Genomic DNA, 15,537 nt, shown 5'->3' on the forward strand with positions numbered 1-15,537 from the left:
ATGCGTCACGCATCCGGCCAGGCATCGACACACGGGGAAGAGGCATGCGTTCAGGCGCTTCAGCACCGCTCGCGCTGACCGATACGGGGCACGGCATCCAGGCGTTCGCGCGGCGGCAGGTTGGGCGCCTGGTCGGCGCCGGGATGTTCGTGTTCACCGCTTTCGGCGTCGCCAGCCTCGCTACCTGGAACGTCGCCGATCCAAGCTTCTCGCACGCCACCAACAATCTCGTCACCAACGCCATGGGCTATGCGGGCGCGGTGTTTTCCGACCTTGCCATGCAGTTCTTCGGCCTTGCCGCCGTCGCCGGGCTGGTGCCGGCGGTGATCTGGGGTTTTCTGCTCTTCTCCGCCCGCGGCGTCGACAGGCTGGGCAAGCGCGGGCTTGCCTGGTTCGGCTTCGCGCTGCTTGGCGCGGCGATCGTCGGCTGCGTGACGCCGCCCAACACCTGGCCGCTGCCGACCGGTCTCGGCGGCGTGTTCGGCGATATGGTGCTGAAGATCCCGGGCATCGCCGTCGGCGGCTATCCGAAGGGCCTTTTCGCCACCGTCATCGCCATTGTGCTCGCCACGCCGGCGCTCTGGCTGTTCGCCTATGGCTCGGCGCTGATCGCGCGCAAGAACGGCTTTGCCGTCATGGAGCGCGCCGCCGAGCCGGAACCGCGCGAGCAGGACGATCTGCTCTTCGATGAGGATGAAGACGAGGGCGACGAAGGCATTCTTGCGCTCGGCGCCATCACCCATTGGTGGCTGTCGTTCCGTGCATGGATGCATCGGCGTGCCGCGCGCCGCAGGCAGGAGCGTGACGAGTTCGAGCCTCAGATCGAGCCGCGGGCCAGCGCCTGGCGCCGCGCCGCCGAACGGGTCGAATCGGCCGAGTACGCCGAATCCAGGATGAGCCCCGGCGGCCGCGCCCGTGTCGAGCCGGAATTCTTCGCCGCAATGGTCAACGACCGCAGCGCTTCGGTCGATCCCATGGACGACAATGTCTTCGACGATGAAGAGGCCGATCTCGACGACTTCGACGACGAGGAGCCGGTCCAGCGCCGCGCCAATGTGCGCAACTTCCGCTCGGACGCGGCGACGCGCGTGGAGGCGCCTGCGCCGCGCCCGGTGCAAGGCGCACGCGTTCAGCGCGAGGCGCAGACCTCGCTCATCGGCTCCGGCACGTTCGAGATGCCGTCGCTGCATTTCCTGTCCGAACCGAAGAACGTGGCGAAAGACCCAAGCCTGTCGAAGGACGCGCTGGAGCAGAACGCAAGGCTGCTCGAAGGCGTGCTCGAGGATTTCGGCGTCAAGGGCGAGATCATCCATGTCCGCCCGGGTCCGGTCGTCACGCTCTATGAGCTGGAGCCTGCGCCCGGCATCAAATCCTCGCGCGTCATCGGCCTTTCCGACGACATCGCCCGCTCGATGAGCGCGATCGCTTGCCGCGTCGCCGTCGTGCCCGGCCGCAACGCCATCGGCATCGAGCTGCCGAATGCCAAGCGCGAGACGGTCTATCTGCGCGAGATCATGGCGAGCCGCGACTTCGAAACCACCAAGGCGAAGCTCGCCTTGGCGCTCGGCAAGACCATCAACGGCGAGGCGGTCATCGTCGACATCGCCAAGATGCCGCATGTGCTGGTCGCCGGCACCACCGGCTCGGGCAAGTCGGTCGCCATCAACACCATGATCCTGTCGCTGCTATACCGGCTCACCCCGCAGGAATGCCGGCTGATCATGATCGATCCGAAGATGCTCGAGCTCTCGGTCTATGACGGCATCCCGCATCTGCTCACGCCCGTCGTCACCGATCCGAAGAAGGCCGTGGTGGCGCTGAAATGGACGGTGCGCGAGATGGAAGACCGCTACCGCAAGATGTCCAAGGTCGGCGTGCGCAACATCGACGGCTTCAACGCGCGCGTCAGCCAGGCCGAGAAGAAGGGTGAGAAAATCTCGCGCACCGTGCAGACCGGCTTCGACCGCCAGACCGGCGAGGCGATCTACGAGACCGAGGATCTCGACCTCGAGCCGATGCCCTATATCGTCGTCATCATCGACGAAATGGCCGACCTGATGATGGTGGCCGGCAAGGACATCGAAGGCGCGGTGCAGCGCCTGGCGCAGATGGCGCGCGCCGCCGGCATCCACGTCATCATGGCGACGCAGCGCCCGTCGGTCGACGTCATCACCGGCACCATCAAGGCCAATTTCCCCACCCGCATCTCATTCCAGGTAACGTCGAAGATCGACAGCCGCACCATCCTGGGCGAGCAGGGCGCCGAGCAGCTGCTCGGCATGGGCGACATGCTCTACATGGCGGGCGGCGGCCGCATCCAGCGTGTCCACGGTCCCTTCGTCTCGGACGACGAGGTCGAACGGATCGTCGGCCATCTCAAACTGCAGGGCGTGCCGGAGTATCTCGACGCCATCACCGAGGATGACGAGGAAGACGACGAGGACGGCGCCTCGGGCCGGGGCGGTTCCGGCGGCGGCGGTGGGGGCGGCAATTTCGAGGATTCCGACGATCCCTACGATCAGGCGGTGGCCGTGGTGCTGCGCGACGGCAAGGCCTCGACCAGCTACATCCAGCGCCGGCTGGGCATCGGCTACAACCGCGCGGCGTCGATCATCGAGAAGATGGAGAAGGAAGGCATCGTCGGCCCGGCCAACCACGCCGGCAAACGCGAGATTCTCGTCCCCACCGAGGACGATAAGTTCTAGCCCGGCGAGGCCTACGGGAGGCGGCCGGCAACTTTGATCCCTCTGGCGCGTTGATGCGACCAAGCGCCGTGCGACCCGCCAAACTTAGGCCCAACTGGCGGTCCAGAGACAGCGACCAAGGCAAATCACAGGAAGTGACCGGCATGAAGACCCAGACAGATTTCGCTCCGACCCGCCGACAGCTGCTCGGCCTTGGCCTGGTGCTCGCTGGCGCCGCCGCCATCAATGTCGTGCCGGGCTTCCAACTTCTGGCCCTGGCTCAGGCCGCCGTTCCGCCGGCGGCGCAAAAGATCGCCGATCATTTTTCCTCGGTCAAATCGATGAGCGGCGAATTCGTTCAGTTCGGCCCGAAGGGCGAGCAGACCGGCGGCAAGTTCTTCCTCGAACGTCCCGGCAAAATCCGTTTCAACTATGACGGATCGTCGAATTTCCGGGTGATCTCCGACGGCAAGTCGGTCGTCATCCTCAACAAGAAGCTGAACACCTCCGACCTCTATCCGCTGTCGAAGACGCCCTTGAAGCTTTTGCTCGACGACCGGATCGATCTCTCGGGCGGGCGCGTGAAGGCCGTCAAGGAAGAAGACGACCTCACCACCATCCAACTCTCCGACAAGTCGGTGTTCGGCAACGCCAAGATCACCATGATGTTCGATCCGAAGACCTATGAACTGCGCCAGTGGACGATCACCGACGCACAGGGCAAGGACACGACGGTGATGATCTTCAACGTCAAGGAAGGCGTCTCCATTCCGGACGGCACCTTCGCGATCGACTATACGGCGAACCGCGAGCTCAATACCAAGACGCGGTAGGTCCGCCCATATTCAGGGCAGGGCCGGCTTGCAGCGCGGGCCGGCTTGTCTTTATGGCGCGTGGCTGGCAGTAGATCGGCGATCTTTTGCCGGACCTGCCTGAATGCCCTTCACCATAGCCACCTGGAACATCAACTCGGTGCGTCTGCGCATGCCGATCGTCGAGCGGCTGCTCAAGGAGCACGCGCCGGACGTGCTCTGCCTGCAGGAAACCAAGGTCCCGGACGAGCTGTTTCCGGAAAAGGCTTTCCGCAAGGCCGGATACCAGCACATCCTGTTCCACGGCCAGAAAGGCTATCACGGCGTGGCGACGGTGGCGCGCCGGCCGATCGCGCTGGTCGAGAAGCGGCGTTTCTGCGAGATCGACGACAGCCGGCATCTCTCGGTCAGGGTCCAGGCCGGCGGCAGGTCAATCCTGCTGCACAATTTCTACGTTCCGGCCGGCGGCGATGAGCCGGACCCGGAGATCAACCGGAAATTCCGCCACAAGCTCGATTTCGTCTTTGAGATGAACAGCGTGCCGGCGAGCCAGGACGATGCCTCGATCCTGGTGGGCGACCTCAACATCGCGCCGCAGGAGCATGACGTGTGGTCGCACAAGCAATTGCTCAACGTCGTCAGCCACACGCCGGTCGAGACCGAAAACTTCGAGGCGATGCGGCGGGCCGGCGGCTGGGTTGACCTGATGCGGCTCAACGTGCCGGCCGAGCAAAAGCTCTACACCTGGTGGAGCTACCGCGCGAAGGACTGGCAAGCATCGGACCGCGGCCGGCGGCTCGACCATATCTGGTCGTCCGCCAATCTGGTGCCGAGCTTTGCCGGTTACGAGATTGTCAAGGCGGCGCGCGGCTGGGAGAAGCCGTCGGACCATGTGCCGGTCATCGCGAAGTTTGAATTGGATTGAGCGCTATCAATCGGCAGAGGCGCTGCGGCGCTTCTATTCCGTGAACCGTGGCGCCAGCTCCTCGATGCGGGCGATCATCTCTTGGAATTCCTCCAGGATGCGCTCGTGCAGCTGCACCGCCAGCTCCGGATATTCCTCCAGGATGCGGCGGAACATCTTTCGGCTCAAGCGGATCACTTCTGAATCGATCGCGGCCGAGGCGCTGGTCAGCCGGTTGGTGTCGGCGATAAGGGCCAGTTCGCTGAGCATGGCGCCGGGGCCTGCCGTGCCGATCGGGACGCGTTCGCCGGTGCCTTGCTCGCGATAGAGGACTATGCGCCCGCTGACTACGATATAGGCCGAGTCGGCCACGTCATCCTCGCGGTAGAGCTTGTGGTCGGCCTGCAGAAAAGTGGTCTCGGCGCCGAAGGCGAGCAGGCGCAACTGTTCCTGCGTGAAGCCCTGAAAAAGCTTCACGGCGGACAGGATGCGGATGTCGTCATCCAGCGCCATCCTAGCTGTGTCCCCGAGCGGTCAGTCCAGTCCCTCCTTTGGAGCGCCGCCTCCTTCCGGGAGCGCGCACTCCAACTTTCAATCACGCATCGTGCGATGCGTGCAGCGAGCCGATCCATCACCCTCCAGCATCAGGATCGTACCCGAGGCAGTCCCGCCCGACCGCCTATCTGTTTGGTTCGACGCAATTCCGATCGGAAAACCGCTTTCACACTTTTCCTGGAATCGCTCTAGATCATGAAATGTTTAAGGAACCAGCTTGTAGCCGCCGCTTTCTGTCACAAGAATTTCGGCATTGGAAGGATCGCGCTCAATCTTCTGGCGCAGCCGGTAGACATGGGTTTCCAGCGTGTGGGTGGTGACGCCGGAATTGTAACCCCACACTTCTTCCAAGAGCACGTCGCGCGTTACCACCTTCTGGTCGGCGCGATAGAGGTATTTGATGATCGAGGCTTCCTTTTCAGTCAGCCGCACCTTGGCGCCGCGCGGATCGATCAAAAGCTTCTGGCTGGGCTTGAAGGTGTAGGGGCCGACCGAGAAGGTGGCGTCCTCGCTCTGCTCGTGCTGGCGCAACTGCGCACGGATGCGCGCCAAGAGCACCGCGAAGCGGAAAGGCTTGGTGACGTAATCGTTGGCGCCGGCCTCGAGCCCCAGAATGGTGTCGGAATCGGTGTCGTGGCCGGTCAGCATGATGATCGGGGCCTTATAGCCGCCCTTGCGCAGGATCTTCACCGCCTCGCGACCGTCCATGTCTGGCAGGCCGACGTCCATGATGAGCAGATCGACAAGGCCGCCGCGCGCCGTGGCGACGCCTTTTGCGGCAGTGGCTTCCTGCTGGACGTCGAATTCCTCGTAAAGCGCCAGTTGCTCGACGAGGGTGGCTCGCAGGTCGTCGTCGTCGTCAACGATCAGAATGGTGCGTGATGTCATGATCAATCCGTTGTTTTAAAAAGAATATTCAGTTGACCTCCCCCCATTTATGCGGAAGCTCACCGGCGCAACAGTCGTTCACAGTGATTTGTTCCGTGAGACAATCATACAAGAAAAAACGCGCGCGCAATGCGGCAGGCGAATTTTTGCCGAAAGGGCTGCATGTCCTGGTTGTGCGTGCAAAGCCCGGCAACCCTGCGCAGGGATTGCTGCAAGCTGGCAAAACGGTGTTTCGCTGCGCCCTCGGGCGCGGCGGCATTTCCGCCAGCAAGCGCGAGGGCGACGGCGCGACGCCACTGGCTGCGATGCGGATATTGTCAGGCTATTTCCGCAACGACCAGTTTCCCGGCGGCCGCCGGACGGGGCTGGCGATGGCGCCGATCGGCCCGGATCTTGGCTGGTGCGAGGTGCCGGACGACCGCAACTACAACCGACCGGTGAAGATCCCTTACGGCGCCAGCCATGAACGGATGCGGCGCGCCGACCGGCTCTACGATGTGTGCCTGGTGCTGGACTGGAACATCGTGCCGCGCCGGCGCGGACGCGGCAGCGCGATCTTCTTCCATCTGGCGCGTCCCGGCTTCACGCCGACGCAAGGCTGCGTCGCGGTGACGGCGCGCACCATGGCGAGGCTGCTGCCGCTGCTGTCGGACCGGACCGTGGTGAAGGTGGTGAGGTAGGGGAGTAGGGGAGTAGGATATGTCACGGAGGACGCACGTCCACCGAAGCGAGATTCTCTGCCTACTCCCCTATTCCCTCAGTGCCGCTTAGGCTGCTGCCAGCCGGTATCCAGCAATCCGATCCGGCCAAGCTCCCGGTTCATCGCCTTTGCGACGTCCCTGCGCTCGACGCCGATGTCGCGCAGCTGACGGTCGGAGAGATCCTCGACGGATTCGTCGGGAAGCCGAGCGGCGACCCCGGCCTGGCGCAGCCACTCGAATGCCGAACGCAGCCAAAGCGTGATGCCGGAGTTGGATTTCGGAGCGGCGTGGGACTTCAGGACGATCTCGGTCATGGCGCTATCCGTGTTCTCCGGATATCAAATCCGGTTTGATGGTTTATCGATGCAGCCATCTTGCCGGATTGAAAAACAAACGGGAAACGAGTAGTTCTTGTCCGATTATCAAGTTTTTTTTGGAGATAGGGATGGCCCGCTTGCTGCCCGGAACGCGTGCGTTGAGGACGTTCGAGGCAGCGGCGAGGCACCTCAATTTTACCCGTGCCGCGGACGAGCTTGGCTTGACGCCGGCGGCGGTCAGCCACCAGATCAAGGAAATAGAGGATCAGCTCGACCTCGTGCTGTTCACGCGCACCAGCCGCACCATGCGGCTGACCGAAGCGGGAAACGTTCTGTTCGAAGCCTCGGTCGATGCGCTCGACCTGCTTTGCCGCGCCGTTACCCGCGCGCGCAAGATGGCGAGAGGCACGGCGCTGCTGAAAGTGACGCTCGACGCGCAGTTCGCAACCAAGTGGCTGATGCGGCGCGTCGACGGTTTCCGCCGGCAAAAGCCGGGCGTCGAGTTGCGCTTCGACATTACCTATGAAGTCAGGGATTTCGAGCGGGACGATGTCGATATCGGCATTCGTTTCGGTACCGGTAAATATCCCGGGCTCTGCGCGCACCGGCTGTTCGAGAACATCATCATCCCCGTCTGCAGCCCGGCGCTGCTCGCCTCAGGCCCGCCGCTGAAGGAGCCGCGCGATCTCTTCCACCATACGCTGGCGCATATCGAATGGTCTCGGCGGGGCGTCACTTGGCCGAACTGGAGCATGTGGATGCACGCGGCAGGGGTCGAAGATTTCGACGACAGCCGCACCCTTGTCTTCGCGTCCTCGACCGATGCCGCGCAGGCGGCGCTCGACGGCAATGCGGTGGCGCTTGCCGACTTCGCCATGGTGGCCAACGACCTTTCGCAAGGGCGGCTGATCCGGCCCTTCGAACTCGGCATCAAGGTCGCGCCGGAGTTCGCCTATTTCCTGGTTTATCCGGAAGCGATGAAGGACGACGCGCGCATCGTCGCCTTCCGCGAATGGCTTCTCGACGAAGTCACGAAAGACGCAGACGCGGGTTAGCGACGCTTCGGACCGCGCTCTCTCTCTGTTTGGCGCAATTCCGACGGAACCGTTTCACACTTTTCCTGGAAGTGCCCTAGCCTGCCGGCGCGGCCGGCGCGCCGAACCAACCGATCACGGCGCCGATGATGAGCAGCACGCCGAGCCAATGGCCGGCATCGATCAGCGTGAGGTCCCAGCCAAAGCCCTGATAGCGGTGGTTGACCGACAGCGTGGTGGCGACGAAGCCAAACCAGAGCACAAAGCCGAAGATCACGCCGGCGAGTGGGTTGGGCTCGCCGCCGGTCATCGCGCCGACCACCAGCGTCATGACCAGCGCCATGACGAGCTCGGCGACGAAGCTGACGATGAACGGAACGGCCGAGCGCTTCATCGTCGCCGGATCGAGCTTTGCCGCCTTCAGCCAGGGCCTGCTCAGGCCCATGTACCAGGCGGCACCGAATAGCCACGCCATGACGGCCGCGGCGATCACCGCCAGCCAGTTCACCGTTGAGAAATCCATAGAATCCCCTTCCCGAAAGATGAGCGATGGAATCCCTGTTCGCCGGCTGCGTCAAGCCGAAGCGGCGGAAACCCATCGCCACACGGTCGTGCGCTTGACCTCGGCATCCTCCAGCACGCGCGTCACCGGTACCTGGTAGACGGCGAGCGATTGCAGTCCGGTCTTCGGCAGATAGGCGCGCCCGGGATCGCCGACGAGGATGTCGGCGCCGCGCGCCTTGAGGCTCGTGAACCACGGCGTCAACCTCTCCGCCAAAGGCTTGTCGTAGAAGACATCGCCGGCCAAGACGACGTCCCAGCCGTCATCCGTGCCGATGGAGTCCGCATCCAGGAAATCGGCCTTCACGCCATTGGCTTCCAGGTTGAGGGCGATAACCGTCGCGCAAAAGGGATCGATATCGGCCGCGGTCAGTTCAGCCGCGCCGGCCTTCAAGGCAGCGATGGCGACCATGCCGGAGCCGGAAGCGAAGTCGAGCACGCGTTTGCCCTGCAACGTCGCCGGATGGTCGAGCACATAGCGGGCAAGGCCCTGGCCGCCGGCCCAGGCGAAAGCCCAGAAGGGCGGCGGCAGGCCGATCTCGGCCAGCTCCTCCTCGGTGCGCAGCCAGAGGTCGTGCGCCTCGTCAGCCAGGTGCAGCAGCACTTCCGGCACGTGCGGCGGCGCCATCAGCGCCGTATTGTCGAGGATGAATGTCCTTGCGTTTTTGGGAGTGAGTCTGGTCACGGTGCCGGGTCGAGGCCGGCCATGCGGCAGACTTCTTTCCACTCTGCCGGCGTCACCGGCTGCACGGAAAGCCGGCCAAGCCGCACCAGCGCCATGTCGGCCAGCTTCGGATTGGCCTTGACCTGTTCCAGCGTCACCGGCTTCGGCACGTCCTTGCAGGCGCGGATGTCGACGCATTCCCAGCGTGGATCGTCGGTGGTGGAGTCGGGGTGGGCAAGCGCGCAAACCTCGGCGATGCCGACGATGTCGAGGCCTTCATTGGAATGGTAGAAAAAGCCGAGATCGCCGATCTGCATGGCTTTCATGTTGTTGCGCGCGGCGTAGTTGCGCACGCCGTCCCACTGCGTGCCGGCCTTGCCCTTCGCCTTCAGCGCCTCGAAGGAAAAGACCGAAGGTTCGGACTTGAACAGCCAGTAGTTCATCTCAGTTGTCCCCTTGCCATTGTCGGTTCGCCCCGATTGAAGCGTTGGCGCTCTTCCTTATCCTTTCCCCGTTCTCGCGGGGAGAGGGAGCGCCGCGACCGGTCACGCGGCGGCGGGCTTCTGGAAGACCCAGTTCCATGGACGGATTTCGACGCTTTCGAACAGGCCGGCCTTGGCATAGGGGTCGGCGGCCGCCAGGGCTTGCGCGCCGGCCATGTCGGGCGCCTCGATCATCACCAGGCTTCCGTCAGGCTTGCCGGCAGCGTCGAGGAAGGGACCTGCAAAGGCAAGTCTTCCTTCGCTGATCAGGCCTTCCAGGAACGCCGCATGCGCCGGCCTTGTGTCGGCGCGCAGCTGCAAGCTGCCGGGCTTGTCCTTGCAAATCAACGCAAACAGCATGTTTCAACTCCGAGGCTTCAGATGTCGGTTTCGGTTTTGAGCGGCCGCGTCATCAGCGCCGTCACAGCCTGGCCGATGGTCACCTTGCCATCGAGAATGGCGGCGACCGCGGCAATGATCGGCGCCTCGATGCCGCGCTCGGCGGCGATGCGGGCAGCAATGCCCGCCGTCGGCACACCTTCGGCGAGCGGCAGGCCGGTGAGCTCCTTGCCTTGGCCGAGCGCCAGGCCGTAGGCGAAGTTGCGCGACTGCGCCGAGGAACAGGTGAGCAGCAGGTCGCCGAGGCCGGAGAGCCCCATTAGCGTCTCCGGCCTGGCGCCGAAGGCGGCGCCGATGCGGCGCAGCTCGACGAAGCCGCGCGTCACCATGGCGGCCTGGGCGCTGGCGCCAAGCTTGGCTCCGGTGACGGCGCCGGCAGCAATGGCGAAGACGTTCTTCAGCGCGCCGCCGATCTCGACGCCGATGAGATCGTCGCTGGAATAGCAGCGCAGGTTCTCGGCCGAGAAGCGGGCGGCGAGATCGGCCGCCAGTTCTCCGTCGCGGCCGGCCACCACCACGGCCGTCGGCAGGCCGCGCGCGACATCGCTGGCGAAGCTCGGGCCGGAAAGTGCCGCGACCGGGTTGTCGGGCAGGTTTTCCTCGACGATCGAGGACAGCAGCGCCCCGGTGTCTCGCTCGATCCCCTTGGCGCAGAGGACCAGCGGCACGCCGGATGGCACATGGCCGGCGGCAGCGGCCAGAACCGCGCGCAGCGATTGCGCCGGCGTTACCGCCAGCACGCAATTCGCACCGTCGAGCGCAGCAGCGATATCGCTGGTGGCGACGATGCCGGGCTCGATCGCGATGCCGGGCAGATAGTGCGGGTTTTCGCCACGGTCGATCGCTGCGACGGTGTCGGGATCGCGGGCATAGAGGCGGACAAAATGGCCGGCGCGCAGCATGGCGAGCGCCAGCGCCGTGCCCCAGGCGCCGCCGCCAAGCACCGCTACGCGCCAGCCGCTGGGCGCCTTGGCCTGTGCGCCGTTCGTGACCGCGTCAGTCATGCCTTTGCCCCGCGACGGCCCGAGCCGACCAAGGGAGCGGAAACACTGTCCAGCGGCCAGCGCGAGCGCGGCACGAAGTCGGCGGCGCTCGCGTCGACCATCCCGGCGCGCAGCCGCTCGATGCCCGCCCAGGCGATCATCGCGGCATTGTCGGTGCAAAGCTTTTGCGGCGGCGCGACGAATGCGAAGCCGGCCTTGGAACAGCGCGCCTCCAACGTCGCCTTGATCGCGCGGTTGGCGGCGACGCCGCCGGCGACGACCAGCGCCGGCTTTGCCGTGTCGGGAAATTCCTTGCGGAAACGGGCGAGCGCCCGCGCGACACGGTCGCCCAGCGCATCGGCCACCGCCGCCTGGAAGGAGGCGCAGATGTCGGCGACGTCCTGGTCGCTGAGCGGCGCGATTGCCGTTGCCGCCTGGCGCACAGCCGTCTTCAGGCCGGAGAAGGAGAAATCCGGCTGCGCCGAGCCTTTCATCGGACGCGGGAAGGCAAAGCGGCTCGCATCGCCGCCGGCCGCGGCCTTTTCGACATTCGGCCCGCCCGGATAGGGGAGGCCAAGCATCTTGGCCGTCTTGTCGAAGGCTTCGCCCAGCGCATCGTCGATGGTCGTTGCCCAGCGCTGGTAGTCGCCGACGCCGCGTACAGCGACGATCTGGGTGTGGCCGCCGGAGACCAGCAAGAGCAGATAGGGAAAGTCGAGCCCCTCGGTCAGCCGGGCAGTCAGCGCGTGACCTTCGAGGTGGTTGATGGCGATCAGCGGCTTATTCGCAGCGGCGGCAATCGCCTTGGCAGTCATCAGACCAACGATCAGCCCGCCGACCAGCCCCGGCCCGGCAGTCGCGGCGACGGCGTCGACCTCATCGAGCGATACGGCCGAATCGGTCAGCGCTGCCTCGACGATCCCATCCAGCGCCTCGACATGGGCGCGCGCGGCAATCTCGGGCACGACGCCGCCGAAGGCGGCATGCTCCTCGATCTGGCTCAAGACGACATTGGAGAGGATTTCGGGCGCGGAGTCGCCGTCCAGCGCCACCAGGCTGGCGGCCGTCTCATCGCAGCTTGTCTCAATGCCCAGAACGCGGATCAATTCGTCGCTGTCCTCGAAGATTGTGTCTCCGACCTTTCCTATATAGGAGGTCTGTCGATAGTCAGGTGGTGCCGGCCTGCGAATGGCGGTTTTCTGCGCTTCCGGCGCTCACGTACCCAAAAGTACGCTCCGCTCCGGTTCTCGAAATCCGCCATTTTCGGCTCGGCCTGACCTGAATCTCGGCAGACCTCGGAATCGCCTCGGGGGTTATCACGGACCGCGCGCCATGCAAACAACCTTGAAAATCGGAACACGCGGCAGCCCGCTGGCGCTCGCCCAGGCGCATGAAACGCGGGCGCGGCTCATGCAGGCGCATGGCCTGCCCGAGCAGGCCTTCGAAATTGTGCCGATCTCGACCAGCGGCGACCGCATTCAGGACCGGCCGTTGTCGGAAGCGGGCGGCAAAGGCCTGTTCACCAAGGAGATCGAGGAAGCGCTGCTCGATCGCCGCATCGATATCGCCGTGCATTCCTCGAAGGACATGCCGACGGTGCTGCCCAACGGGCTGGAGCTTTCCGTCTTCCTGCCGCGCGAGGACGCGCGCGACGCCTTCATCGGCAAGACCGCGAAGCGGATCGCCGATCTGCCGCATGGCGCCACGATCGGCTCGTCGTCGCTCCGGCGCCAGGCGCTGCTCCGCAGGATGCGGCCGGACCTCAATGTGGTGATGTTCCGCGGCAATGTGCAGACCAGACTGCGCAAGCTGGATGAGGGCGTGGCCGAAGGCACCATCCTCGCCTATGCCGGGCTGAAGCGGCTCGGGCTCGAGAGCGTGATCACCGATCTGATGCCGCTGGATGTCTTTCCGCCGGCGCCGGGGCAGGGGGCGATCGGCATCGAAAGCCGCATCGGCGACGGCGTGGTCGAAAATATGCTGGCGGCTATTCACGACATGCCGACCGGCCAGGCGCTGGCCTGTGAGCGCGCCTTTCTTGCTGCGCTCGACGGCTCCTGCCGCACGCCGATCGCCGGCCATGCGACCGTCTCGGACGAAAACCTGTCTTTCGCCGGGCTGATCATCTCGCCCGACGGCACCGAGTCGCATGAGGTCAGATTGAACGGCCCGGCCCGGGACGCGGCGAATATCGGCGCGGAAGCCGCGCGGGCCGTTCGCGCCAAGGCCGGCGCAAAATTCTTCGACGGCTGGGCCTGACATGGTCCGCGTCCTGGTGACGAGGCCGGAACCGGGCGCCTCCCGCACGGCCCGGCGGCTTCAGGCCCAGGGGTTCCAGCCCGTCCTGCTGCCACTGACGGAAACAGTGGCGTTGCCGGTCGAGGCAAGCGTCTTGCCCGCTGCTGCCGCGGTTGCCGTCACCAGCGCCAATGCGGTGCGCTATGCGCCCAAGGAACTGGTCGCCGCGCTTGCCGCCCTGCCTTGCCATGCGGTCGGGACAAGGACGGCGGAAGCCTGCCGTGCGGCTGGATTTACGTCCGTCTTTGAAGGCCCAGGCGATGCCGAAGCACTGGCCGGCCAGATAACCGCCGAACTTACGGGCAAGGAGATGGTTTATCTTTGTGGCCGGGTGCGCTTTCCGGTGTTCGAAGAACGGCTGGCGGCAGCCCGGGTGCGTGTCCGGCCTGTCGAGACCTACGACACCATCGAATTCGATTATGGCGACGATGCCGTCGTTGCCCGATTGTCGGGCACGCCGGTCGAGGCAGTGCTGCTCTATTCGGCCAAGGCGGCACCCGTGATGATTGGCCTGGCCATGCGCCCAGCACTGCGGCATCTCTTTGAACGGGCGGAGTTTTTGGCCCTGTCCGTAAGAATCGCCAAAGAATTGGACGGGGTTGGCGGGCAAAAGGTTCGCATTGCCTCTAAACCCGACGAGGACGCGCTGTTCCAGCTTTTGTCGCTACCGAGCTGAGCCGCGTCATCACACCGCCCCTTTTCACCGCTTGGTGATGTGGTAGAGCATCCTTGAGCTCTAGACCCTTCGAACCATCCTCAAGCCAATTTGCGGAGCCCAAGCATGGTCAAGACGCCTAAGGTGCGACATTCGAAGAGCCGCCGCGAGCCGGTGACCATCGAACTCGAACCCGGCGCCGTCTCGCGAATCACCGACGAGGATGCCGCCAATACCGATACCAACACGGAACGAACCGACGAGGCGAAGGCAGAGGAAGGGGCTGCTGCTTCGCAGCCGGAAGCTCCCGAAGAGCCGATCCATGCCGAACAGGCCGACATCGAGCCGTGGGAACACACCGACGCGGCGCAGGGCGGAGCTGACCAGGCTGGAACCAACAAGGATGGGGCGCAAGCATCCTATCCGGGCACGGATGAGGCTCCGAAGAGCGAACCAAAAAGCTTCGGCTACAGTTTCGAGGATGCGTCGGCACCCAAGACCAGTTCTGCCGCCTCGGCGTCGAAGCCGAGCGAAACCCGAAGCGACGATCGCGACTTCCCGGCCGCCAGGCGCTCAGGCGTCAACATGATTGCTGCCGGCGTGATCGGCGGCGTTGTCGCGCTTGCCGGCGCCGGTCTTCTGCAAGCGGTAGGGCTGCTCGGTTCTCCGACTTCGGTCGGCGGGCCCTCGCCCGACGGCGTCACCGGCGAGATCGCTTCGCTGAGAAGCCAAATCGCGGCACTTAAGGAGGCGGCCGATACCGGCGCTTCGGCCAAGGTAGACGGCCTGTCTTCGGCGCTCGACCAGGTGAAGTCGGACCTCGCGGCGCTGAAATCCTCGCCCGGCCAGGGCGACGACGGCGCCGCGCTCAAGGCGCTCACCGACAAGGTCGGCCAGATCGAGACGTCGGTCGCCGACCTGCAGAAGGCCGGAAATGCTGCACCGGTCGATCTCGCCCCGCTCAACGAGAAGCTCGCCGGGCTCGACGCGCTTGTGAAATCGGCGGGCGACGCGGCGAAGGCGGCGGACAGCCGGATCGCTGCGCTGGAACAGTCGGTGCAGCAGCTCTCCGGCAAGGTCGAGGCGCAGGCCTCGCAGCCGAAGATCGCGCTGGCGATTGCCGCTTCGGCGCTGAAGGCGGCGCTCGATCGCGGCGCGCCGTTCACGACCGAGCTCGACACGTTCGCCGCGATTGCGCCCAACGCGCCGGAGCTTGGCGTTCTGCGCGGCTATGCGGAAAAAGGCGTGCCCACGCGAGCCACCATCGCTTCCGAGGCCGACGCCGCCGCCAACGCCATGGTCGAAGCGGCAACGCCGGTCGACCAGAATGCCGGCTTCTTCCAAAGCCTGGTGTCGAGCGCGAAATCGCTGGTGCAGGTGCGGCCGGTCGGCGCCGTCGAAGGCAAGGGCGTGCCGGAAACGGTCGCGCGCATTGAAGTGGCAGTCAGCCAGGGCGACTATGCCAAGGCTCTCGCCGAATACGATACCCTGCCCGATGCGTCGAAGGCGGCCGGCGCCGATTTCGCCGGCAAACTGAAGGCGCGGCTCGAGGTCGAAAAGCAGATCGAAGCGCTGATTGCCGGCGCGACCAAGGCATGAG

Annotated in this window: 17 protein-coding genes; 8 read left to right on the forward strand and 9 right to left on the reverse strand. The window is 65.0% G+C overall.

Features of this window, described 5'->3' with window-relative positions:
- The first annotated feature begins 44 nt into the window (after nt 1-44).
- The 3 genes from EJ078_RS15935 to EJ078_RS15945 all read left to right on the forward strand — a co-directional run bounded on the left by EJ078_RS15935 (nt 45) and on the right by EJ078_RS15945 (nt 4,421).
- A complete protein-coding gene (locus tag EJ078_RS15935; RefSeq protein WP_127404072.1) occupies nt 45-2,705 on the forward strand; it encodes a DNA translocase FtsK in 2,661 nt (886 codons plus the stop codon).
- Nucleotides 2,706-2,848: 143 nt separating this feature from the next.
- Nucleotides 2,849-3,517, forward strand: a complete 669-nt coding sequence (locus EJ078_RS15940) for an outer membrane lipoprotein carrier protein LolA (protein ID WP_066998340.1) — start codon at nt 2,849-2,851, stop codon at nt 3,515-3,517.
- 103 nt (nt 3,518-3,620) lie between these two features.
- Complete coding sequence (locus tag EJ078_RS15945) at nt 3,621-4,421, forward strand: exodeoxyribonuclease III (protein ID WP_127847131.1); 801 nt, start codon at nt 3,621-3,623, stop codon at nt 4,419-4,421.
- Between the two features lie 33 nt (nt 4,422-4,454).
- Here EJ078_RS15945 and EJ078_RS15950 read toward each other — a convergent pair whose 3' ends face one another.
- A complete protein-coding gene (locus EJ078_RS15950; protein ID WP_067322970.1) occupies nt 4,455-4,913 on the reverse strand; it encodes a cyclic nucleotide-binding domain-containing protein in 459 nt (152 codons plus the stop codon).
- Nucleotides 4,914-5,159: 246 nt separating this feature from the next.
- Nucleotides 5,160-5,843 carry a response regulator transcription factor gene (locus EJ078_RS15955; RefSeq protein WP_066998380.1) on the reverse strand — a complete coding sequence of 228 codons (684 nt, stop codon included), beginning with the start codon at nt 5,841-5,843 and terminating at the stop codon, nt 5,160-5,162.
- Nucleotides 5,844-5,926: 83 nt separating this feature from the next.
- Here EJ078_RS15955 and EJ078_RS15960 point away from each other — a divergent pair, with 83 nt between their 5' ends.
- The gene (locus EJ078_RS15960; protein WP_127216603.1) at nt 5,927-6,523 is read left to right on the forward strand and encodes a L,D-transpeptidase; all 597 of its coding nucleotides are present in this window, start codon (nt 5,927-5,929) and stop codon (nt 6,521-6,523) included.
- Between the two features lie 77 nt (nt 6,524-6,600).
- Here EJ078_RS15960 and EJ078_RS15965 read toward each other — a convergent pair whose 3' ends face one another.
- Nucleotides 6,601-6,858, reverse strand: a complete 258-nt coding sequence (locus tag EJ078_RS15965; protein ID WP_127216602.1) for a DUF1127 domain-containing protein — start codon at nt 6,856-6,858, stop codon at nt 6,601-6,603.
- A 131-nt stretch (nt 6,859-6,989) separates the two neighbouring features.
- On the opposite strand from EJ078_RS15965, the gene gcvA reads away from it, so the two are divergent.
- Entirely contained in the window at nt 6,990-7,916 is a 927-nt protein-coding gene (gene gcvA / locus EJ078_RS15970) for a transcriptional regulator GcvA (RefSeq protein WP_208720735.1), read from the forward strand.
- Between the two features lie 76 nt (nt 7,917-7,992).
- Here gcvA and EJ078_RS15975 read toward each other — a convergent pair whose 3' ends face one another.
- The 6 genes from EJ078_RS15975 to tsaD all read right to left on the reverse strand — a co-directional run bounded on the left by EJ078_RS15975 (nt 7,993) and on the right by tsaD (nt 12,087).
- Nucleotides 7,993-8,418: a DUF1761 domain-containing protein gene (locus tag EJ078_RS15975; protein ID WP_127216600.1), complete on the reverse strand. Its 426-nt coding sequence runs from the start codon at nt 8,416-8,418 to the stop codon at nt 7,993-7,995.
- A gap of 51 nt (nt 8,419-8,469) precedes the next feature.
- Nucleotides 8,470-9,141 carry a methyltransferase gene (locus EJ078_RS15980; protein ID WP_127216599.1) on the reverse strand — a complete coding sequence of 224 codons (672 nt, stop codon included), beginning with the start codon at nt 9,139-9,141 and terminating at the stop codon, nt 8,470-8,472.
- Nucleotides 9,138-9,563, reverse strand: coding sequence for an EVE domain-containing protein (locus EJ078_RS15985; RefSeq protein ID WP_095826266.1), 426 nt, complete (start codon nt 9,561-9,563; stop codon nt 9,138-9,140). The genes EJ078_RS15980 and EJ078_RS15985 overlap by 4 nt, the downstream gene beginning before the upstream one ends.
- Nucleotides 9,564-9,665: 102 nt before the next feature.
- Nucleotides 9,666-9,962 (reverse strand): YciI-like protein, encoded by a 297-nt coding sequence (locus EJ078_RS15990; protein ID WP_066998315.1) that lies wholly within the window; start codon nt 9,960-9,962, stop codon nt 9,666-9,668.
- A gap of 17 nt (nt 9,963-9,979) precedes the next feature.
- On the reverse strand, nt 9,980-11,005 hold the full coding sequence (locus EJ078_RS15995) for an NAD(P)H-dependent glycerol-3-phosphate dehydrogenase (protein WP_127216598.1): 1,026 nt from the start codon (nt 11,003-11,005) through the stop codon (nt 9,980-9,982).
- Nucleotides 11,002-12,087: a tRNA (adenosine(37)-N6)-threonylcarbamoyltransferase complex transferase subunit TsaD gene (tsaD, locus tag EJ078_RS16000; RefSeq protein WP_189413731.1), complete on the reverse strand. Its 1,086-nt coding sequence runs from the start codon at nt 12,085-12,087 to the stop codon at nt 11,002-11,004. Before tsaD ends, EJ078_RS15995 begins: the two co-directional genes overlap by 4 nt.
- 229 nt (nt 12,088-12,316) lie before the next feature.
- Between tsaD and hemC the strand changes: the two genes are divergently transcribed.
- From hemC to EJ078_RS16015, 3 genes are all read left to right on the forward strand, one after another.
- Entirely contained in the window at nt 12,317-13,243 is a 927-nt protein-coding gene (gene hemC / locus EJ078_RS16005) for a hydroxymethylbilane synthase (RefSeq protein WP_127216349.1), read from the forward strand.
- A gap of 1 nt (nt 13,244) precedes the next feature.
- Nucleotides 13,245-13,958, forward strand: coding sequence for a uroporphyrinogen-III synthase (locus EJ078_RS16010; protein ID WP_127216350.1), 714 nt, complete (start codon nt 13,245-13,247; stop codon nt 13,956-13,958).
- Nucleotides 13,959-14,063: 105 nt separating this feature from the next.
- Nucleotides 14,064-15,536, forward strand: a complete 1,473-nt coding sequence (locus EJ078_RS16015; protein WP_127216351.1) for a mitofilin family membrane protein — start codon at nt 14,064-14,066, stop codon at nt 15,534-15,536.
- Nucleotide 15,537 lies beyond the last annotated feature (1 nt).

This window comes from Mesorhizobium sp. M1A.F.Ca.IN.022.06.1.1 (assembly GCF_003952605.1).
GTDB lineage: Bacteria > Pseudomonadota > Alphaproteobacteria > Rhizobiales > Rhizobiaceae > Mesorhizobium.